This window comes from Gordonia jinghuaiqii, from assembly GCF_014041935.1.
Lineage (GTDB): Bacteria > Actinomycetota > Actinomycetes > Mycobacteriales > Mycobacteriaceae > Gordonia > Gordonia jinghuaiqii.
The window spans coordinates 4,626,958-4,647,696 of the sequence record NZ_CP059491.1 but is presented as its reverse complement, the minus strand read 5'-3'; the positions used below and the strand labels follow the sequence as shown (position 1 = coordinate 4,647,696).

12 protein-coding genes are annotated in these 20,739 nt (G+C 67.3%); 8 read left to right on the top strand and 4 right to left on the bottom strand.

All coding sequences use genetic code 11. The features are described 5' to 3' along the window. Positions 1-11: 11 nt before the first annotated feature. Both H1R19_RS20685 and H1R19_RS20680 read right to left on the bottom strand, forming a co-directional pair. Entirely contained in the window at positions 12-3,584 is a 3,573-nt protein-coding gene (locus H1R19_RS20685) for a (Fe-S)-binding protein (RefSeq protein ID WP_219850037.1), read from the bottom strand. A gap of 220 nt (positions 3,585-3,804) precedes the next feature. After that, complete coding sequence (locus H1R19_RS20680) at positions 3,805-5,184, bottom strand: WS/DGAT/MGAT family O-acyltransferase (protein WP_188328181.1); 1,380 nt, start codon at positions 5,182-5,184, stop codon at positions 3,805-3,807. Positions 5,185-5,411: 227 nt separating this feature from the next. On the opposite strand from H1R19_RS20680, the gene H1R19_RS20675 reads away from it, so the two are divergent. The 4 genes from H1R19_RS20675 to H1R19_RS20660 all read left to right on the top strand — a co-directional run bounded on the left by H1R19_RS20675 (position 5,412) and on the right by H1R19_RS20660 (position 11,782). Then, positions 5,412-5,927: a SanA/YdcF family protein gene (locus H1R19_RS20675; protein ID WP_219851815.1), complete on the top strand. Its 516-nt coding sequence runs from the start codon at positions 5,412-5,414 to the stop codon at positions 5,925-5,927. Positions 5,928-6,308: 381 nt separating this feature from the next. Then, positions 6,309-8,429, top strand: a complete 2,121-nt coding sequence (locus H1R19_RS20670; RefSeq protein WP_188328179.1) for a hydantoinase/oxoprolinase family protein — start codon at positions 6,309-6,311, stop codon at positions 8,427-8,429. 1 nt (position 8,430) lies between these two features. Then, positions 8,431-10,206 carry a hydantoinase B/oxoprolinase family protein gene (locus H1R19_RS20665; protein ID WP_219850036.1) on the top strand — a complete coding sequence of 592 codons (1,776 nt, stop codon included), beginning with the start codon at positions 8,431-8,433 and terminating at the stop codon, positions 10,204-10,206. 145 nt (positions 10,207-10,351) lie between these two features. Next, a complete protein-coding gene (locus tag H1R19_RS20660) occupies positions 10,352-11,782 on the top strand; it encodes a purine-cytosine permease family protein (protein WP_223204787.1) in 1,431 nt (476 codons plus the stop codon). A gap of 54 nt (positions 11,783-11,836) precedes the next feature. On the opposite strand, the gene H1R19_RS20655 is transcribed toward H1R19_RS20660, so the two are convergent. After that, the gene (locus H1R19_RS20655) at positions 11,837-13,423 is read right to left on the bottom strand and encodes a PucR family transcriptional regulator (RefSeq protein WP_188328177.1); all 1,587 of its coding nucleotides are present in this window, start codon (positions 13,421-13,423) and stop codon (positions 11,837-11,839) included. A 211-nt stretch (positions 13,424-13,634) separates the two neighbouring features. Between H1R19_RS20655 and H1R19_RS20650 the strand changes: the two genes are divergently transcribed. From H1R19_RS20650 to H1R19_RS20635, 4 genes are read left to right on the top strand one after another with little or no spacing between them, the layout of a single operon-like run. Then, the gene (locus H1R19_RS20650; protein WP_219850035.1) at positions 13,635-14,696 is read left to right on the top strand and encodes a phosphotransferase; all 1,062 of its coding nucleotides are present in this window, start codon (positions 13,635-13,637) and stop codon (positions 14,694-14,696) included. A gap of 20 nt (positions 14,697-14,716) precedes the next feature. Further along, entirely contained in the window at positions 14,717-16,012 is a 1,296-nt protein-coding gene (locus tag H1R19_RS20645; RefSeq protein WP_219850034.1) for an aspartate aminotransferase family protein, read from the top strand. Continuing rightward, on the top strand, positions 16,009-17,460 hold the full coding sequence (locus tag H1R19_RS20640; protein ID WP_219850033.1) for an aldehyde dehydrogenase family protein: 1,452 nt from the start codon (positions 16,009-16,011) through the stop codon (positions 17,458-17,460). Before H1R19_RS20645 ends, H1R19_RS20640 begins: the two co-directional genes overlap by 4 nt. A gap of 59 nt (positions 17,461-17,519) precedes the next feature. Further along, positions 17,520-18,377 (top strand): DMT family transporter, encoded by an 858-nt coding sequence (locus H1R19_RS20635; RefSeq protein ID WP_443984637.1) that lies wholly within the window; start codon positions 17,520-17,522, stop codon positions 18,375-18,377. 36 nt (positions 18,378-18,413) lie between these two features. Here the strand turns inward: H1R19_RS20635 and H1R19_RS20630 are convergent, their stop codons facing one another. Next, positions 18,414-20,624 carry an acyltransferase family protein gene (locus H1R19_RS20630; protein ID WP_219850031.1) on the bottom strand — a complete coding sequence of 737 codons (2,211 nt, stop codon included), beginning with the start codon at positions 20,622-20,624 and terminating at the stop codon, positions 18,414-18,416. Positions 20,625-20,739: the final 115 nt, after the last annotated feature.

The window sequence follows — 20,739 nt, the reverse complement described above, 5'->3', positions numbered from 1 at the left end:
ACTGCTCGTGACTACTTGTGGCCGGGGCGCTTCTTGCCTGCCGCGATACCGAAGCCCTTCGCCTTGCTCGCACCGGCTTCGGCGATGGTCCGGGCGTCGCCCGACCCGTTGCTCGACGGCGCTGCGGCCTCAGCCGTCTCCGGCTCGGCGACGTCGGCAGCGGGAGCGTCGGCAGCAGCTGCCTCGGGTGCCGCTGAGGCCTCTGCCTCCTCCGGTTCCGGGGCCGGCTCGGACTCGGCTTCCGGCGTCGGCGTCTCGACCGGTGCGGCAGCGGCCGCCGGAGCGGCCTTGCCGATCCCGCCGGGACGCTTCTTGCCTGCGGCCATGCCGAATCCCTTGGCCTTTGCCGGCTTCTCCTCGGTCAGCACAGCGGCCGAACCGCCCTGCGGTGCGGCAGTTGCCGGCGCCTCGGTCGCGGGTGCCTCGGCAGCAGGTGCCTCAGCGGTCTCCGTCTCCGGAGCGGGCTGCGCCTCGGAAGCGGTCTCCGCCGCGGGTGCGGCTGCTGCCGGTGTGGGAGCGGCCTTGCCGATCCCGCCCGGACGCTTCTTGCCCGCGGCCATGCCGAAGCCCTTGGCCTTTGCCGGCTTTTCTTCCGTGGTCGCAGCTGCAGGCGCCGCTGCGGGCGCGCTTTCGGTGTCCACGGTCGGCGCCGCGTCCGGTGCCGACTCGGCCTCGTCGAGCTTGCTCTCGGCCGGGGCGGTGACCCCTGCCTCGGGCGCGGCGGCGTTGGTGGCGGGAGCGGCCTTCTGACCCGGGCGCTTGGCCTTGCCCATACCGAAGCCCTTGGCGGCGGGCTTCTTCTCGGCAGCGGCCTCGGCGACCTCGTCCCTGACGGCCTCCGACGACTCGGCCTCGGCCGGTGCCGGTGCGGCCGAGGTTGCGGCAGGTTTGCTCGCCGCACCCGGACGCTTGGCGCCACCCTTCATGCCGAAGCCCTTCGAGGCGGCGGGCTTCTTCTCGGCAGGCGCCTCCGACGTGGTCTCGGCCGGTGCTTCGGTCGCCGGAGCCGCGGAACCTGCTGCGGCGCCCGGCTTCTTGCCACCCTTCATGCCGAAGCCCTTGGCCGCCGGCTTCTTGTCTGCGGGAGCCTCGGCGGGTGCGGCCTCCGGGGCTGCGGTCTTCGCCGTCGCACCGGGCTTCTTGCCGCCCTTCATGCCCAGGCCGACCTTCGGCTTCGGAGCCGCCTCGGTGGTGGCCGATGCCGATGCGGCTGCTGCCGCGGGCACCTTCTCGGGCTCGGGTTCCGGCTCGGGGGCGGTCGGACGCGGTCCGAGGAAGCGGCCGCCGAGCTTGACCTCGGTCTTGCCGCGCCTGACCGAGTCGAGCAGCAGCTGCGCGACGTCGACGACCTCGACCTTGCCCTCGGCCTCGGTGCCGCTGGTGCGTGCGGTGACGCCGTCGGTGAGCATGACGCGACAGAACGGGCAACCGGTCGCGACCTTCTTGACCTGATCGCCGGAGGTGAGATCGCCGAGCGTGTCCAGGGCCTCGTCGACCCGGTCGATGTTGATCCGCTTGCCGATCTGCTCTTCCATCCACATGCGCGCGCCGCCGGCGCCACAGCACATGGATCGTTCGCCGTGACGCGGCATCTCGGTGAGCGTCGAACCCGCGGCGCCCATCAGTTCACGCGGGGCGTCGTAGACCTTGTTGTGCCGGCCCAGGTAGCAGGGGTCGTGGTAGGTGACGCCCTCGCCGAGCGGCGCGACCGGGACGAGCCGCTTCTCGCGGACCAGCCGGTTGAGCAGCTGCGTGTGGTGGACGACCTCGTACTTGGCGCCGAGCTGCGGGTACTCGTTGCCGAGTGCATTGAAGCAGTGCGCACAGGTCACGACGACCTTCTTGCGCTGCTCGGGTGCGGTGGAGAACACTTCGCCCAGCATCTCGATGTTCTGCTGCGCGAGCATCTGGAAGAGGAACTCGTTGCCGGCGCGTCGTGCCGAGTCGCCGGTACAGGTCTCGCCCTCGCCGAGGACCATGAAGTTCACCGCGGCCATGTCGAGGAGCTCGGCGACGGCCTTGGTGGTCTTCTTGGCGCGGTCCTCGTAGGCGCCGGCGCAGCCGACCCAGAAGAGGTACTCGAAGCCCTCGAACGACTCGACGTCCTTGCCGAACACCGGGATGTCGATGTCCATCTCGTCGATCCAGGCGGTGCGCGCGGAGGCGTTCTGGCCCCACGGGTTGCCCTTGTTCTCGAGGTTCTTGAACATGCCGGCCAGCTCGGTCGGGAAGTCCGACTCGATCAGCACTTGGTAGCGACGCATGTCGAGGATGTGGTCGACGTGTTCGATGTCGACCGGGCACTGCTCGACGCAGGCGCCACAGGTGGTGCAGCTCCACAGGGTCTCGGTGTCGATGACGGCGCCGAGGGCTTCGGGATCGAACTCCCCGTCGACGGCCTCGATCGGCAGGCCGCCACCGAGATCGCCCTTGGACTCACCGACGAGCTTGCGTGCGGCCTCGGCACGAGCTGCCTCGGGGATCGCGTTGAGCTTGTCCTCCAGGACGTTTCCGTCGGCGTCGACCAGTCCGACCTCGTCGCCGCCCATGTCCTTGCGGCCGCCGGCCAGCAGGTAGGGCGCCTTGGCGTTGCCGTGGTCGCGCAGCGACATGATGAGCAGCTTGGGGCTCAGCGGCTTGCCGGTGTTCCAGGCGGGGCACTGCGACTGGCAGCGGCCGCACTCGGTACACGTGGTGAAGTCGAGCCAGCCCTTCCAGGAGAAGTCCTCGATCTTGCCTGCACCGAAGGCGTCGACGTCGGGGTCGGCGGTCTCCATGTCGAGGACCTTGCCCTGGCTCATCATCGGTTTGAGCGCGCCGAGGGCGACGCCGCCGTCCTGCTCGCGCTTGAGGTAGATGTTGAGGAAGGCCGAGAAGCGGTGCCAGGCGACGCCCCAGCTGATGTTCATGCCGACCATGGCCAGCCAGACCATGCCGCTCATCAGCTTGATGACCGCGAAGATCGACACCAGTGTCGGCGACGCGGGCAGGATCTTGGCGACCTGCATCGTGAAGAAGTCGGAGTAGGCGTTCGCGTGACCGTAGGTCGCGATCTTCGACGCCTTCACCAGGATCATGCCCAGGCCCTCGAGCAGAACCACGACCTCGACGAAGTAGGCCGGACCGAAGCGTGACCCGGAGAACCGGGACATCCGCTCGGGGACGCGCGGGTGGTTCATCTGGCGGATGGCGATCAGCACCAGGATGCCGACCACGGTGCCGATGCCCAGCAGTTCATCCCACAGGTGCCAGGCGAAGGTGTCGCCGAAGACGGGCCAGTGGAACTTCGGGTTGATGGACTGGCCGTAGGCCTCGAACCACAGCAGGGAACCGCCGAGGAATCCGATCATCACCAGCCAGTGGGCCCAGCCGACGGAGCGGAACTTCACCATCCTGGTGTGGACGAGGAATTCCTTGAGCATCGTCAGCAGGCGCGGGCCGATCGGCCAGAACCGGGAACTGTCGACTTTGTGTCCGAGTTTGATGGTGCGGTAGATCCGCACCACGCCACCGAGGAACAAGTACCAGCAGAAGAGGCTGATCACCGCTGCTGTGGTGCCGATGGCAATCGTCGTGGCTGTCACGGGCGCGTACCGGCCTTTCGTCTAGGTCGTCCCGCCGCCGCGGTCGCGCAGAAATGCGCAAGGCTGGTCCTACGGCGCGGTGTACTACAGGTAACCGTAATTCTTCGCGCCGACGGCGCGCTGACAAGGCTCACCTAATTGTTGCTGGTATGCATCACGAAGAATGGTACTCGCGAGTAACTTACCGGCGGGTCAGGGTGTGACCAAACGCTCGGGGGCGTCAGCGTTCCGGTATGGAGGCGAGCTTCTCCAACTCCTCGAGTGCGGTGTCGAGGTGGGTCAGAAGCCGCTGCAGGCTCGGGACCTGGGCACGGGCACCGATCAACCCGAAATTGATGTGGTCGACGGTGGTCGTCACCGTGATGTTCAGCGCCAACCCTTCCATCGGGATCGACACCGGATAGACGCCGTCGAGACGGGCGCCGTTCCAGTACAGGTGCTCCGAAGGTCCGGGGACATTGCTGATGATGATGTTGAACTGGGGCCGAACGTACTGCACGAATCCCGGGACGGTGGCGAATGCCAGGGGAGCGAAGTTCGCCGCACCGAGCGCGAGGGCCTGCAGCGGCCGCAGTCCCCGGATGACCGACTTGCTGCCGCGTACCGACTCCACCATCTTGGCGAGACGACGCTCGGGGTCCGGTTCGTCGGTCGCCAGGTTGACCATGATCGCGGTGACCGCGTTGCCGTCGTGATCGCCGTCGGTGTGCATCGACACCGGTACCGCGGCGATCAGCGGTGTGTCGGGCAGGGCGTCGCGATCGATGAGATAGGACCGCAGGGCTCCCGAACACATGGCGACGACGATGTCGTTGATGGTGATGTCCAGCGCATCGGCAACCGCGCGGAGACGACTCAGTTCCCACTGCTGCGAGGCGAAGCGTCGTGCACTGCCGATCGCGACGTCGAGAATGGTCCGTGGCGCGCGCGACAGTGGCGGCACCAGCCCGCCTTCTCTGAATCCGGCGACCGCGACCTTGGCTGCGGCCGGTCCGAGCCCGGCGACCTGGACCGCGGTGTCGGCGAGCCCGGAGATCCGCGTCCGAATACTCGGCGCCTTGCGTGGCCGCTTCTCGCCGACGAGTGCGGGATCCCATGGGGCGGTTCCCGACCGGTCGTCGGGATCGTTGGACATCATCCGCTGGAGCAGCCGCAACGCGGACACGCCGTCGACGATCGAGTGGTGGATCTTGTTGTAGATGGCGACCCGGCCGTCGTCGAGGCCCTCGATGATGTGGACCTCCCACATCGGTCGGTACCGGTCGAGCAAGGTGCCGTGGTTGAGCGAGATGTACCGCAGCAGTTCACGAACGCGGCCGGGGCGGGGCAGGACCGCGCGTCGGACGTGGTAGTCGAAGTCGATCTCGTCGTCGTAGGACCAGGCGACGTTGCCGAGCAGGGTGACCGGCGAGGCCGGCCGTTTCCGGAAGAGCGGATGGATCTCGGTGCACGCGGCAAAGGACTCGATCATCTCCTCGGCGAGTTCGCTGGCGCTCTGGCCCTCGCGGGGGACGAACAACTGGAGTCCGCCGACGTGCATGGGCTGCTCGCGGGTCTCGGCGAGCAGGAACATCGACGAGGTGACCGGCATGTACGGCATCGAAGACTCACTTTCACAACGGTGTGACGCACTGGAACGCCAGGCCCGTTCAGTATCAGGGAGCGTTCCGTCGCCGGGGTCGCGATTGACGAACACTGGGCCCAATGGCACTGCTTGGAGAGTCCGGTGCAGGCACCTAGGTTGTACGGGTGAGACCAGCCGCCCGACTCGTCGTGCCGATCCTGCTGGTCGTCGTCGAGTTGTGGATCACCGTGGCGGCGACGTGGATGTACGTCTCCTCGACGGGACGCATCGACGACGCGGCGACCCTGCCCCCACGGTCCACCCTCCTTGTTCTCGGATCCCTCGTCTACGACGACGGGTCGCCGGGCGACTACGTTCGGGGACGCCTCGACACCGCGATCGAGCTGTACCGGACCGGGAAGGTGGAACGAATCATCAACTCCGGCAACGGATTGCCCGAGGCGGGAAATGAGCCCGCGGTGATGCGGACATACCTCGAGGCGCGCGGGGTGCCGTCGGCGGTCATCGTCGACGACCCGGCAGGCTTCGACACGGCCCGGAGTTGCCGGCGGGCCCGCGAGACCGTTGACGCAGATGCGGTGGTCGTCGTGACCCAGCGCTTCCATCTGCGTCGTGCGATTGCGCTGTGTCGCGTCGAAGGGCTCGACGCCCGAGGGGTTGCGGCCCGATGTGACTGCCCTGCTTGGACACTGGTGCGCAACCACATCCGGGAGACGGTGTTCGCCGGGCCGCGGGCGCTCGTGTCGGCTCACGGTTGAGGTATGTGGCGCGGGTGCGCCGACGTCAGGTCGGCACGAGCAACGTTTCGTCTGGATTACACACCGGTTTCGGTGCCGTGTCACATAGCCCGGGCGGGCTATGGAGGGGATCACGTTTCGGATTCCTGCTCCGTTCCCGGACTGCAGGCCAGACAAATTTTCGAGGAGAAAGGGGTGGCCAGCGGCGTGGTCGGGTCGAAAGCCGCGTTTACCGCGCCGGAACACCGTTTGTTTGATGTCCAAAGTGAATGCGACATTTTCGGCCGGAGGCCAATGACCACGCCGTGCTCCGCCGAGCAGACTGTGGCGACGCGAAAGATTCCGGCGCACGCGGCAGACTCCCCGCGACCGCGAGCCGGACGCAGATCGAGGAAGGCATCCATGTACACCATCTCCGTGGACACCGGTGGAACGTTCACCGACGTCGTCGTGGCCGACTCCGCTGGGCACATCTGGCTGGCCAAGGCGCTGACGACCAAGGAACGGGCCTTCCTGGCCATCGAGAACGCCCTCGGTGTGATCGCCCCGAAGCTCGACCTCACCGTCGACGCGCTCCTGGGGATGACGACCAGGTTCAACTACGGCACCACCCGCTCCACCAACGCCGTCGTCGAGGGAACTGCGGCGCGAACCGCCTTCTTCACCACGGCGGGCTTCCCCGACATCCTTCTCCTCAGGGAAGGCGGCAAGCCGGACCCCTTCCGCCCGTTGCCGTATGGCAAGCCTTACGTACCGCGTCACCTGACCTTCGAGATCGATGAGCGGATGGATGCCGAGGCGACTGCCTTCCGCCCGCTCGACGAGGACTCGGTGAAGACCGCCATCGACGGGGCGCTGGCACAGGGCGCCGAGGCGATCGGCGTCTGCCTGCTGTGGTCGGTGGCCAACCCGACTCACGAGATCCGCGTCGGCGAACTCATCGCAGAGCACGCGCCGGGGACCCCGTTCACTCTGTCGCATCAGCTCAACCCCGTTGTCCGCGAGTATCGCCGGGCGTCGGCGACAGTTCTGGACGCATCGCTCAAACCGCTGATGCAGCAGTTCTTCGCGGACCTCGAGGGCGATCTGAACGGAGCCGGTTTCGCCGGCAACCTGTTCATCTCCACCTCCTACGGCGGCTCCTGGAGTCCCGAGGACATCGCCGGACGCCCGATCTACTCGATCGGATCGGGACCGTCGATGGCCCCCGTCTCCGCCGTCCATGACGCCGATCTCGATCTCCCCGGTGGTTCGGCGGCGCATGACCTGCTCGTCGCCGACACCGGTGGCACCACCTTCGACGTGGGACTCGTGCGCGCCGGACACATCCAGCACACCAACGAGACCTGGCTCGGCGGCAGGTGGATCGGCAACATCACGGGTACACGTGCGGTCGACGTCCGCAGCATCGGCTCCGGCGGCGGGTCGATCGCGTGGCTGGATTCGGGCGGCCTGCTCCGCGTCGGCCCGCGCAGTGCCGGATCGGCGCCCGGCCCGGTCTGTTACGGGCTCGGCGGCACCGAGCCGACGGTCACCGACGCGGCCTTCGTGCTCGGCTACCTCGACTCCACCAACTTCATGGACGGCACTCTCGCGCTCGATCTCGACGCCGCGCGAGAGACCTACCGGCAGCTCGGCGAGCGCATCGGCATGACCACCGAGCAGGCCGCACATGCCGCTCTGACGATCGCGGCGGACAACATCGTGACCGCCATCCGGGAGACGACCATCGCCCGCGGAGTCGACCCCCGTGAGGTCACCATCGTCGCCGGGGGCGGCGGGTCGGGTATGAACATCGGCCGCATCGCTGGCGAGCTCGGCACGCGACATGTGTTGCTGCCCAAAACAGCTGGCGCGATGAGTGCATGCGGCGCCCTGTTCTCCGACGTCATCTCCGAGTTCACCTCGGTGGCCTACAGCACCACCGCCGACTTCGATCCGGTGCCGGTGAACGCGCGGCTGGCCGAAGTCCGTGCTCAGGCCGAGGAATTCCTCACCGGGATGGGCGATCTCGCCGCCGACTCGTCCATCGAATACTTCGTCGAGGCCCGGTACAAACAGCAGGCGTGGGAATTGACCGTCGCGCTGCCCTACGGCGATCTCGGTCCGGGCGACGGCAAGATGCTCGAAGAGGCCTTCCACGAGGTACACGAACGAATCTTCGGGGTCCGCGAGCCCGGTCAGTACCTCGAACTGCTGTCCTGGAGTGCCCGCGCCACCGCGCGCCTGCCCAAGCCGACCTTGCGCGCCGATGACGCCGGACGCTCCACCGTGCCGACGCCCATCCGCACGGGGCGTTCCTATTTCGGCGACATCGGTTGGGTGGCAACGTCCTTTTACGACGGCCCGGCCCTCCCGCTGGAGGCGGTCATCTCCGGACCCGCCGTCGTCCAGGAGCCGACGACCACGCTCGTGGTGTACCCCGGCCAGCAGGCCACCGTCACCCGCAACGGCAACTACCTGATCGACACGGCCGCCGGCACTGCCGCGGGAACCGCATTCGATGCCGACAAGGAGAACTGAGATGTCCGACCTCGACCTGGTCCAGATGGCCGTCATCGCCAACCGCCTCGACGGCATCGTCCGCGAGATGGAGAACACGCTGCTGCGCACCGGCCGTTCGGCCGTCCTGAACATGGCGCGTGACTTCTCCTGCAGCATCATCACCGGCGACAACCGCCTGCTGTCGACCGCGGAGGGGTTGCCGGTCCACGTGATCGGCACCGAGCGGCTCGGGCAGGCGATGACCGACCTGCACGACGACATCACCGACGGCGACGCCTACCTCCACAACGACCCGTACCTGGGCAACACCCACGCCGCCGACCACACCATCCTGGTCCCGGTCTTCGTCGACGGGGAGCATCTGTTCACCACCGCCGCCAAGGCCCATCAGGCAGACATCGGCAACTCGAAGCCGACGACGTACATGCCCTACGCCAAGGACATCTACGAGGAAGGTGCTCTCATCTTTCCCGCAGTGCGCATCCAACGCGGCCGCAAGGACGTCGGCGACATAATCCGAATGTGCCGCAGAAGGATTCGGGTTCCGGACCAGTGGTACGGCGATTATCTCGCGATGATCGGTGCAGCGCGTATCGGGGAAGCCGCCCTCAAGGAGCTGTGCGACCGCTACGGCCGGAACACCATCAAGGCGTTCATCGAGGAATGGTTCGACTACTCCGAGCGGACGATGGCCGACGCGATCGGGAAGCTCACCGAGGGCACGGTGACGGGGTACGGGATGGCTGATCCGCTCGAACCGCTGATGCCGGAGGGTATCCCGGTGAAGGTGACCATCTCGGTCAAGCCGAGCGAGGGGCGGATCGTGCTCGACCTGCGCGACAACATCGACTGCATCGACGCCGGTCTCAACGAGTCGGAGACGTGTTCGACCAACAACGTGATGACGGGTCTGCTCAACAGCCTCGACCCCGACATCCCCCGCAACAGCGGGAGTTTCCGCCGCATCGAGGTGCTCCTGCGGGAGGGTTGCATCGTCGGTATCCCGACGTTCCCGCACTCCACCTCGGTCGCGACCACGAATCTCGGTGAGCGGCTGGTGATGACGACCCAGAAGACCTTCGCCGACAACTGGCCCGGACAGGGTCTCGCCGAAGGCTCCTGCAGCGTCGGCGCCGGCTTCTCGGTGATCTCGGGTACGGACAATCGGCACGGCTCGCCGGAGCCGTACATCAACCAGGTGTTCCTGGGCTCGCAGGGAGGCCCGGCCAACGTAGACGTCGACGGCTGGATCACCTACGGCAACTCCGTCACCAATGGCCTGATGTTCCGCGACAGCATCGAGATCGACGAGCAGAAGTATCCGATCCGTATCGAGGAGTTGCGTATCCGAACCGACTCCGAGGGTGCGGGCAAGCGCCGTGGAGCACCCGGAACCGTGCTGCGTTTCGGGCCGAAGGATGCCCCGATGAGCGCGTTCTACGCCACCGACGGCGTCGTCTTCCCGCCCCGTGGTGTCTGTGGCGGAACCGCCGCCGCCGCCTCGGAACCCTTCATGACCACAGTCGACGGCGTCGAGAAGGATGTGCCCGCCATCGGCGACGTGCAGCTCGAGCCCGGAGAATGCCTGGGCCACCGGCTGTCCGGAGGGGGTGGATACGGCGATCCGCGGGAGCGTGAGGCCGGACTGGTCCGGGAGGACGTTCTCGCCCGCTTCGTCAGCTTCGAACGCGCCCGCGAGGTCTACGGTGTCGCCTTCACCACCGAGGTCCTTTCCGACGACCTCGCGATCGATCACGACGAGACCGCGAGACTGCGCGGGGTCGCGACCGTCTGACTCCCGGTCCTCGCAGATCTCCGTCTGACCCACACCGACACCGCCGCTCGGCATCGTCGCCGACCGGCCACCCCACCCTGTCGTATCCATGGGCACCGAACTCCATCGCCCCAGGGCGACCGAATCCCAGAGAGAAGGCACCTCGATGAGCACAACCATGCCCGAAACCGGGCACACCGCAGATCCCACGGACTGGGGCGAGAACCGCGAGGACTACGCCCAGGACCGAGTGCCCCTCGAATACCGCACCTGGAGCACCGTCTCGCTGTTCGGCGTGATGTTCGGCATCACCACCGCGATGTTCTTCCTGTCGTGGGGCGGCACCCTGGTCTACACATTCGGTACCAAGAACCTGGTCATCGGAATGACGATCGCCTCGCTGGTGATCGGCGGACTGGCCTTCTTCTGGTGCCGGCGTGCCTCTGAGACCGGACTCAGCGCCGACCTCCTCAGCCGCAGTTCGGGTTTCGGGTACCTGGGTTCGGCTGTCACGTCCTTGATCTACACGCTCACGTTCCTCATGTTCTTCGCCTTCGAGGGCGCGATCATGGCGAACGCCATCCACGCGCAGTGGCCGTCGATCCCCAAGTGGTCCATCTATCTGGTGAGCGGTCTGATCTTCATCCCGCTCACGTGGTTCGGCATGCGCGTCATGAACATCCTCATGTGGGTGACCCTGCCCATCTATGCCGCGTTCCTGGGTTTCACCATCTACAAGGCCACGCAGACCGACTCCACAGTGGACTTCTGGAGCTACGGAGGCGACGGCAGCTTCAACGGTGCTGCGGGTCCCGCGCTGATCCAGGTGCTCGCCGCGGCCCTCGCGGTCGTCTCGCAGGTGACGATCTCCGCCGACCTCGGCCGATTCATCCCGCCCAAGCGCAAGAACTCCGGGGCCTTCCTGATCGGATTCCTGGCGCAGGCGCTGACTTTCGGTGGATGCACGATTCTGGGCGGATGGCTGACACTGCGCTTCGGACAATCCGACCCCGGTCTCTACCTGACCATGATCATGGGCGTCTGGGGTGTGCTGTTCGTGATCATCACCCAGATCCGGATCAACGTCACCAACATCTACTCGGGGTCCATCGTCTATTCGACGCTGTTCCAGCGACTGTTCCACTTCTCACCCGGCCGTCACTGGTGGGTCGTGCTCACCACCGTGCTGGGTACCGCGTTGATGTTCGGCGACATCTACTCTCGGCTGAATCAGGTCCTCACCTTCGAGGCGGTGTTCATCATCGCGTGGGTCATGGCCGTCGTCGGTCACATGGTCTTCGTGCGCAAGGTGCTCAAGCTGACCGACGATTCGTCGCCGTATGAGAAGCACGAACTACCCGCCTTCAATCCTGTCGGCCTCACCGCGGTCGGTGTCGCGCTGCTGGTGGCGGTGCCGCTGGCCTTCGGGATCGCCGGGCCCGCCGGAATGACCTGGGCGCCGTTCATCTCCGGTGCCATCGCGTTCGTCATAGTCCCGATCATGGCGATCGCGACCAAGGGCCGGTACTACCGTCCGATTGAATCTGATGCCGTCGAGGCGGCGGCATCGAAGGTAGCCGAACCGGCCGCCGGGTGACCCGGTCGGTGTGGGATGCGACGCGTCCCACACCGACCGGAGGTCCGCGCCTCGTCAGAGATCTCCACAAACCCGCATCGCCAGATACAGGTCGGCGATGACGGCTGGGTCGTGAAGCGATGCGTGCAAGTACTCCTCTGCCTTGTTGAGCCGATAGCGGACGGAATTGGCATGTATGAACAATCTTTCGGCACACCGCGTCACGTCCATGCCGACCTCGAACCAGACCACGACGGTCTCGAACACCGCCGGGTGTTCGCGCAGGGTGGACAGCTCGCGGGCGGCACGTTCCTTCGCGCCCGAGTGGTGATGGATCATCCACGCGGACAACGGGACATCGTCGAACACGACGCAACGCGACCGGGCGGGCGAACCTGCCACCGGGACACTCATGTCGAGGGCGCTGCGCGCCTGCTCCACCGATCGGCGCAGGTCCACCACGCCGGGTACCTCGGCCCCGATACCGACCGCGTAGCCGTCCACTCCGCCGAGGACGGCGACCAGATCCTCGATCGGCATCTGGGTCATGACCGTCAGCGTGGTCTCGGTCGTCAGGAAGGCATAGGGCGCCGCGCTGCGGTGAAGGGCCTCGATCACGGCGTCGAAGCCGGGCCGGCGAGCATCCCGGTCGTTGTCGGCGACGCGGTCGACGACCGAACCCCGCACCGCCTCTCCCGGGCGGAAGCCGAGATCCTGAAGAGCGCTGAGCGTGCCCGCACTCTCGAGACGTCGCATCGGGTCGTCTCCCCCGCCGGAGCCGGAAGCGCGTCCGCGCGAGAGCAACTGGCCCATGACCTCCTGGCGGACGGCACGGTCGGAGGACGCCGGACGTTTGCGACTCACCACCGCGAGCGCCACGAGCCGGGCCACCGCGATGGTGGTGTTCAGCGCGACCTGGCCGTCGCTGATCTCACGGGGAACCGTGACCACCACCCAGCCGACGAAGATGGCGCCCACGCGGGCGGGAACGATGAGCAGGTCGTCGTCGCCACTGCGCTGCTTGATGGGCGCGTGGGTCGGCGCGGTCAGCAGAATCCGCCCGATGGGGTCCGAGCCGCTTCCCAGCAGGCCGTCATTGGCGTGGAACCGCACCGGAAGGCCCAGGAAGGCCGACAGATTGCTCACCAGTTGCCGTTCCGGGAGCCACTCCGGAGCGGTGCCGATGTCGAAGTTCTCGAAGAACAGGTCCTGCGTGCTCTGGGCCTGTTGGAACAGGGTGTCGTCGTTGGCCAGGATCATCCGGTTGGCCCGGGTGGCGACGTCACGCGCCTTGATGTGCAGCGGCATCGCGAACAACGGAAAGTTCAGCCGACGGGCCTCGTCGAGCAGAGCGGCCGGCACATGGCGGGTGACGATGTCGACGCAATACCCCAGGCCGGTGGCGTCGATACTGTCGAGCGTACGGATCAGCATGCGCTGCGCCTGCGGATCCCGCTGCAGCAGAACGCCGGTGGTCATCATCACCCAGCCCTCGGCCAGCCACTTGTCGACGTCGAGCACCTCGGTGAGATGGATGCCCGCCATGACCCGGTCCACGCGCTCCGGTCGACCGGAGAGCAATCGCAGTTCGAGGTCTGACTCGGCGAGCAGGCGGGTCAGTGTCGGCGAGCGGCCGTATGGCATGGCAGCCGGATTGGTCATATTCCAGATTCAACCACAACAAATTGAGCGCACGACAATACGACGGCCTCGCCCGACGCGGCATGATCCGACCAGGGGGTCATGGCCGAGTGCGTTCGGCGGCGCGATGTACGTCGTGCCGGATTTCCCGCCCTCCGTACAGATTGGTTTCCCCGTGACTCCGCAGAGAATCGGCACCGCAGCCGAATTCAGCCCTGATCAGACTCAACAGATGGCATCCTCATCGGCTGCCTCGACGCAGGCGGTGCTGACCGATGCCGCCGATCGGGTCGACCTCGACGCCGCGCGGTCCCTCGTGGCAGCCCACTACGGTGTCGATGCGGTGGTCACCCGCCTGTCGGGAGAGCGTGATGACAACTTCCGTGTCGACTCTGACCGCGGGACCTGGATGCTCAAGGTCGCGCATGGCGCCGAGGCGCGCGCGGTCACCGAATTCCAGAGCGAGATCCTGGCCCACCTCGAAGGCGGCAAGGTCTCGGTGCCGTCGGTGATACCCACCGTCGCCGGGACCAGCCACGAGTGGCTTGCCGACGGCCCGGCCGCCGGACGGGCCATTCGGATGACAACCTTCTCGCCGGGTGTCCTCCTACGCGATGTGCCGCTTGTACCCGGGCTGGCCCGCAGTATCGGTTGCACGGTGGCCGAACTCGGTCTCGCGCTTGCGGATTTCCGGCACCCGGGGGCCGATGTGGAACTGCTGTGGGATGTCCAGCAGGCACACCAGACCCGCAAGCTCGTCGACGACCGGCCTGCGCTTCCCGGTGAGGACATCCTGCGCGCAGGCTTCGATCACTTCCTCGAGGTCGGTGTGCCGAAACTGTCCGGGTTGCCGCGGCAGGTCATCCACAACGACGCCAATCCGGACAACATCCTGGTGGAAAGCGGAGAGCCGCCGACGATCTCGCTCGTCGACTTCGGCGACGCCGTCATTGCACCCCGCGTCGTCGACCTCGCGGTGGCTGCGTCGTACCACGTCGGTCTGCCGAGCGCGGCGGACCAGGCGACTCCGCTGGGTGCCGCGACCGATGTGATCCTCGGCTACGTCGAGCGAACCCCTCTGTACGACAGCGAGATCGAACTTCTCCATGAGTTGCTGATCGCCCGTGTGCTCACAGCCATCACGATCGCATCGTGGCGTGCGGCGCGTTTCCCGGACAACGACGACTACATCCTCCGGAACACCGCATCGGCCTGGCGGCGGCTGGAGATCCTGCAATCCGCCGACCGCCGCACCGTCACCGACGACCTGTTGAGGAGGTGTGCACCGCGATGACCGGTACACAGTTGAACCGAATGTCCGAGCCCCACATCATGACTCTGCAGGAGAGACGCGCGCGGGCGCTGGGTCCGGCCTACCGGCTGTTCTACCGCGAACCGGTGCATGTGGTGCGGGGTTCTGGCACCCGACTCTTCGACATCGACGGTGTCGAGTATCTCGACGCCTACAACAACGTGCCGGCGGTAGGGCACTGTCACCCGCGTGTCGTCGAGGCGCAGTACCGGCAGGCCGCCACACTCAACACCCACACACGTTATCTGGGAACAGATCTGGTCGATTACGCCGAGCGCTTGCTGGCAACCTTTCCCGCGCCTCTGGCGAATGTGATGTTCACCTGCACGGGTAGCGAGGCCATCGATCTCGCGCTGCGCGTCGCACGGCACCGGCGCCCCGGCACCGGCGTGGTCGTGACGGAGAACGCCTATCACGGGACCACCGCGGCGGCGGCGGCGATCTCGCCGTCTCTGGGCGGCTTCGCACCTCTCGGCACCGACGTCCGCGTGGTCCCTGCGCCACACCGGTTCCCCGCAGACGAGGTCGACACCGCGTTCCCGGCGGCCGTGCGTGCCGCCATCGACGACCTCGGGCGGCACGGCCACGGCGTCGCGGCATTCGTCGCGGATTCGATCTTCGCCTCCGACGGCGTGATCCCGGGCCCGACCGGTTTCCTGCGAGGTGCGGCGGAGGCGGTTCGTGCTGCCGGCGGCGTGTACATCGCCGATGAGGTGCAGCCCGGCTTCGGCCGCCTCGGGACCGGGATGTGGGGTTTCGCGCGGCACGGTGTGGAGCCGGACATGGTCGTGCTCGGCAAGCCGATGGGGAACGGGATGCCGATCGCGGCGACCGTCGTACGCCCGGAGCTGCTCGCGGCCTTCGGCTCGGAGATCAGATATTTCAACACTTTTGGCGGAAACCCGGTCGCGATCGCCGCAGCTGATGCCGTGCTCGACGTCATCGACGACGAGAACCTGATCGCCAATGCCGAGCGCGTCGGTGCTCACCTGCGTACCGAACTGCGACGGCTGACCGCCGACTGCCCGTTCATCGGTGAGGTGCGCGGCGCGGGTCTCTTCCTCGGCCTCGACGTCCTCGATGAGCACGGGCGGCCCGACGCGGCCGCCACCGACCTGGTGATCAACACCTTCCGCGACGAACGGGTACTGGTCGGGTCCGCGGGACTTGGCAGTACCGCCGTGAAAGTTCGACCCCCGCTGCCGTTCTCGATGGACGACGCGGACCGGTTGCTCGAAGTGACCGAACGCGTGCTAACTGTGCTGGTCCGCGATCAAGGAAAGGATGCCGCACGATGACAGCGATCCTCGAACTCGAGAATCACCTCGGAGGACGATGGAGCGCGGGTGAGGGGCCGGACTTCACGAGCACCAGCCCCCACGACCCGGATCAGGTGGTGGCCGCCGGACGTTCCGCGTCGACTGCGCAGGTGGATGCGGCCCTCCGATCGGCGACGGCTCGTCGGCGATCGTGGCGACGCACCCCGATCCACGAGCGGGCGACCCACCTGCTCCGTGCCGCCGACATCCTCGACGGCGAAGCCGCCGGCTGGGCGCCGACGATGGCCCGCGAGTCGGGCAAGCCGGTGGGCGAGTGCCGCGGCGAACTCGCCCGCGCCGCACAGATCCTGCGGTACCACGCACATCAAGCCGATGCGCCGGCGGGAACCCAGTTCGCCTCTCCTCGGGCCGGTGAACGCATCCTCGTCGATCACCGGCCCCTCGGCGTGGTGGCGGTGATCAGCCCCTTCAACTTCCCGATCGCGATCCCTGCGTGGAAGATCGCGCCGGCACTCGTCTACGGGAACACCGTCGTGTGGAAACCACCCACCTCAGTGGCGGCGACCGCGGATCTGCTGATGCGTGCACTGGAGGCGAGTGGCCTACCGGCCGGCGTCCTGTCGCTGGTCCACGGCGATGCGGAGGTCGGCGATCACCTCGTAGGCGCGCCGGAGGTCGACGCGGTCACCTTCACCGGTTCGACACCCGTGGGCACGGCCATCGCAGCTCGTTGTGCCGCCCGGGGCGTCCCGGTCCAGGCGGAGATGGGTGGCAAGAACGCCGCGGTGGTCCTGGCCGACGCCGATCTCGATGCGGCGGTCGCCGCGGTCGTGTCCGGTGCGTTCCGTTCCGCGGGTCAGAAGTGCACGGCGACATCGCGTCTCGTTCTGCACACGGCGATCGCCGACGACTTCCTCGAACGGTTGACGGCCGCGATGGCCGGCGTGACCGTCGGCGACCCCGAGGACGAGTCGACGTACGTCGGTCCGTTGATCTCGGCGAGCGCTCGGGACCGCGTCGACGCTGCCACATCGCGGGCGGTCGAGCACGGGGCGCGACTCATCTGCCGGATGTCGGTGCCCGAAGGTGTTCGCGGACATCATTGTGCACCGACCGTCCTGGAGATCGCCTCGTGTGACGCCGAGTTGTGGCAGGAGGAGCTGTTCGGCCCGGTGCTTGCGGTTCTGCGCACCGACCAGATCGATGTCGCTCTCGAGGCTGCCGCCAGCGGACCGTTCGCTCTGTCGCTGGCCGTCTTCGGAAGCGACCTCGGCGATGTCCTCGACGCGATCGACGAGGCCGGAGCAGGGATGGTGCACATCAACTCCGAGACGGCGGGCGCCGATCCGCATGTGCCGTTCGGTGGGAACCGGCTCAGCAGCTTCGGGCCCCGCGAGCAGGGCGCGTCGGCGCGCGACTTCTACACGACAGCGACCACGGTGTACCTGCAGGCGGTGAAGCGCTGACCGACAGCGCGCCGCCGCGTACAGCCGGAACGGAGCGTCTCGCATGGACGGGCGGCATCGTGTCGGCGATGGTCTACGGACTGACGCCGACCGTGGCCGCCGCCGGGTACGCGGGCGGGGTCTCGCCCACCGCGCTGGTGTTCTTGCGGAGCCTCCTCGGTGGGTTCCTGCTGCTCGGGTTGGCGGTTGTCACCGGGCGGTTCCGAGTCTCGTCACGCGACGCGCTGACCCTGACATTTCTGTGCGGACCGCTGTTCGCGATCCAGTTGCTGTGTTTTTTCGCCGCGATCAATCTGACCGGCGCGCAGATCGCCGTCGTCCTGGCACACATCTCACCGGTGTTCGTGCTGATCGCGAGTGCAGTACTGCTCCGACGCCGCCCGGGGCCGGCGTCATGGGCGGTGTGTGGGCTGATGGTCGTCGGAGTGGCACTGGTGGCGGGTGCCGGGGGAGGCGATGTCGTGGTGCCCGGGGTGTTGCTGGCACTGGTCTGCGCAGCCGGCTACGCGGCGTACTACCTCGTGGGCGAGCCGTGTCTGCGTCGGGTCGGTGTGGTGACCGCCACCGGGCTCACCTCCATCGGTTCGGCTCTGGCCGCGGGGATGGTTCTCCTCGTCGCACCGACGGAGTGGGACTTCACCACAGCGGGGTGGGTGTCGGTCGCGGTGCAGGGCGTGATCATGGTGCCGCTGGGGATCGGCGGGGCATACCTGGCCGTCCGTGCGCTGGGACCGGTGTCCGGGAGCATGCTCGGTTTGCTGGAGCCGGTGGTCGGGGTGCTCGCCGCGCTGGCGTTCCTCGGCGAATCGCTTGTGTTCGCGCAGTGGGTCGGGGTGGCGGTGGTGCTCGCGGCGTCCGCGCTGCTGCCATTGGCTCGTGCCGGTCATTCGTCGCCACCTCCTCCGACGGTTCGCTGACGGCGCCCGTGGGCAACGCTCAGCCGACGAACCGCGTCACCACCACCCGAGCGTCCTCTGTAGATCTGCCTCCATGGCCGGGATGAGGCTGCGCACGAAGGTGGCCGACAGGTGGTGGAAGTCGTGCCACATCAGGATGTTGCCGACGACAGCGGGGCAGTACTCGTCGTCGCACATGGCGTCGGTGTAGTCGAGGAACGACATGTTCGGGAACTCCCCGGCCAGTTCGGCGGCCGGGTCGGTGGGTGCCATCGCCTGTTGGCGCGTGACCCCGCACACCTCGGGTTTGCGGCCACTGGCCAGGCACTCCGGCGGCTTGAGTTTGCCTGTCGACCAAGGGTTGTCGCGGATGCCGATGACCCGCTGTCCGCGGTCGCGGAACTCGGCGAAGATCTCCTTGTAGTCGTTGGGCACGTGGTCGCCCTTGCCGGGAGCCTCGACCGGACGGGTGCTGTTGGTGAAGACCACATCCGGCTTGTCCACGGCGAGGCGTTCCATCACCCGCCGCGACCAGTCGTTGCACTGGTAGTACTTCTGCCCGAACCACGTGAAGACGTGTTCGGTCGTCAGCGCACACCCCACCTTGAGGTAGGTGGTGACCCGGAAGTTGTGGCGCTTGCCGATGGCGTCGAGCGCGGTGATCCACTGTTCGGCATGCGATCCGCCGACCAGCGCGATGGTGCGGGTGGCATTCACGTCGCCGTAGTACCCGACCTTGATCGACGGGTCCTTCCAGCCGCTGATGATGGAGTCGTAGGAGGTTATGGGCCAGTCCATGTCGACCACGTCGGGGCTGGGCTGTGCGGTGACCTTCGGTACCGGGGCGCCGTCGAGGAAGGCGCGGGCGCCGGGGTAGAGGCGGGGGTCGAGGTTCTCGGTGTCGAGGGTGGCGTTCGCGGCGTCGCGCTGCCAGGTGAGCGCTGCGCTGCCGGCGGCGACCGTGATGATCAGGAGTAGCGCGAGGAGGGTGCGGCGGTAGCCGCGGGTGTTCCGGAGCGGGGGCCGGGGCGTCGAGCCGGTTGCGGCTGCGTCGTCCTCGGGGCGTTTTCGTGTGGACGACCCGGAACGCAGCGGCGCCTCGACGTATTTGGTGGTGAGCCAGGCGATCAGTACCGACACGGCCAGGATTCCGGTGCCCTCGACCCACGACACGTCGTCCTGGTAGCGCCACGCCAGGTAGAAGATAAGCAGCGGCCAGTGCCAGAGGTAGAGGGCGTAGGCGATCGACCCGAGCCACACCAGCTGTGGGTGCGCCAGACCTCGGCTGAACCCGGACTGAGTGACTGCGGCACCGGCGACATCGGGGCCGGCGGTCTTCGACGACCCGACCCAGATCAGCATCAGCGTCGCACCGACGGGCACGAGCGCCCACGCGGCCGGATACTCCTGCACCCCTTCGATCCACCACCCGCACGTCACGATCAAGGCGACGGAGATCACTCCGAGCACGTTGCGGACCGCACGCGACATCGCGATCCGTGGCATCCAGACCGCGAGCAGCCCGCCGGCCAGCGGTTCCCACAGGCGCGCGACGGTGTCGTAGTAGGTGAACGGCTGATTGATGTCGTGGCGGTAGTTGGCCCAGGCGAACGACACCAGCGCCACCGCGGCCAGGGCGAGCCCGATGATCCACCGCACCACCTTGGGATCGGCGAAGAACACCGACCGCCGGCCGAGGAGGCGCAGCACACCGCCGAGCGCCAGCGCGCACAGCAGGGTCAGGACGAAGAACTGTCCCTGCATCGACATCGACCACAGATGCTGCAGCGGACTGTTCGCGGAGTCGGCGGCGGCGTAGTCCTGCGACTCGAAGGCCAGATGCCAGTTCTGGTAGTACAACGCGCTGGCCTGCAGTTCGGCGCCCAGCGGCCCCCACCGCGTCGTCGGCATGATCACCGCGATCATCGCCGCGACGAACGCCAGCACCAGCAGCAGCGCGGGCAGCAGACGACGGATCAGTCGCCACAGGCGCGGCCACGGGTTGACCGCGGCGCGCCACGTCGTCGATGCGGGTTGGGTGGCGAGCACATGTTTGAGGAGCGACGCGACGAAGAAGTAGCCCGACAGCGTCAGGAAGACGTCGACGCCACCGGAGACCCGGCCGAACCAGACGTGGAAGATCGCCACGAGTGCGATGGCGATGCCGCGTAGCCCGTCCAGGTCGAGTCGGTAGCCCGAGGTGTTTCCGGTCGCGGCGTCCTCGTTGGGCGTCGCGACCGGGGTCACTTCGGGTAGGGGCGTACGCACAGAGGGCGATGGTACTTGCCGGAGAGCCACCGATGCCGCCTGCACGGGGGGTGTCGGCCGACCTCACAGCTTCCTCGCAGGTCTCCTCTGTCGGCGAAGTCCCTCATCTCGACGC

What these genes read in the sequence shown, in the direction of transcription:
- H1R19_RS20680 (WP_188328181.1), bottom strand. Translation starts at nt 5,184, where the DNA reads ATGCCGTACATGCCGGTCACCTCGTCGATGTTCCTGCTCGCCGAGACC.
- H1R19_RS20675 (WP_219851815.1), top strand. Translation starts at nt 5,412, where the DNA reads ATGTACGTCTCCTCGACGGGACGCATCGACGACGCGGCGACCCTGCCC.
- H1R19_RS20670 (WP_188328179.1), top strand. Translation starts at nt 6,309, where the DNA reads ATGTACACCATCTCCGTGGACACCGGTGGAACGTTCACCGACGTCGTC.
- H1R19_RS20665 (WP_219850036.1), top strand. Translation starts at nt 8,431, where the DNA reads ATGTCCGACCTCGACCTGGTCCAGATGGCCGTCATCGCCAACCGCCTC.
- H1R19_RS20660 (WP_223204787.1), top strand. Translation starts at nt 10,352, where the DNA reads ATGAGCACAACCATGCCCGAAACCGGGCACACCGCAGATCCCACGGAC.
- H1R19_RS20655 (WP_188328177.1), bottom strand. Translation starts at nt 13,423, where the DNA reads ATGACCAATCCGGCTGCCATGCCATACGGCCGCTCGCCGACACTGACC.
- H1R19_RS20650 (WP_219850035.1), top strand. Translation starts at nt 13,635, where the DNA reads ATGGCATCCTCATCGGCTGCCTCGACGCAGGCGGTGCTGACCGATGCC.
- H1R19_RS20645 (WP_219850034.1), top strand. Translation starts at nt 14,717, where the DNA reads ATGTCCGAGCCCCACATCATGACTCTGCAGGAGAGACGCGCGCGGGCG.
- H1R19_RS20640 (WP_219850033.1), top strand. Translation starts at nt 16,009, where the DNA reads ATGACAGCGATCCTCGAACTCGAGAATCACCTCGGAGGACGATGGAGC.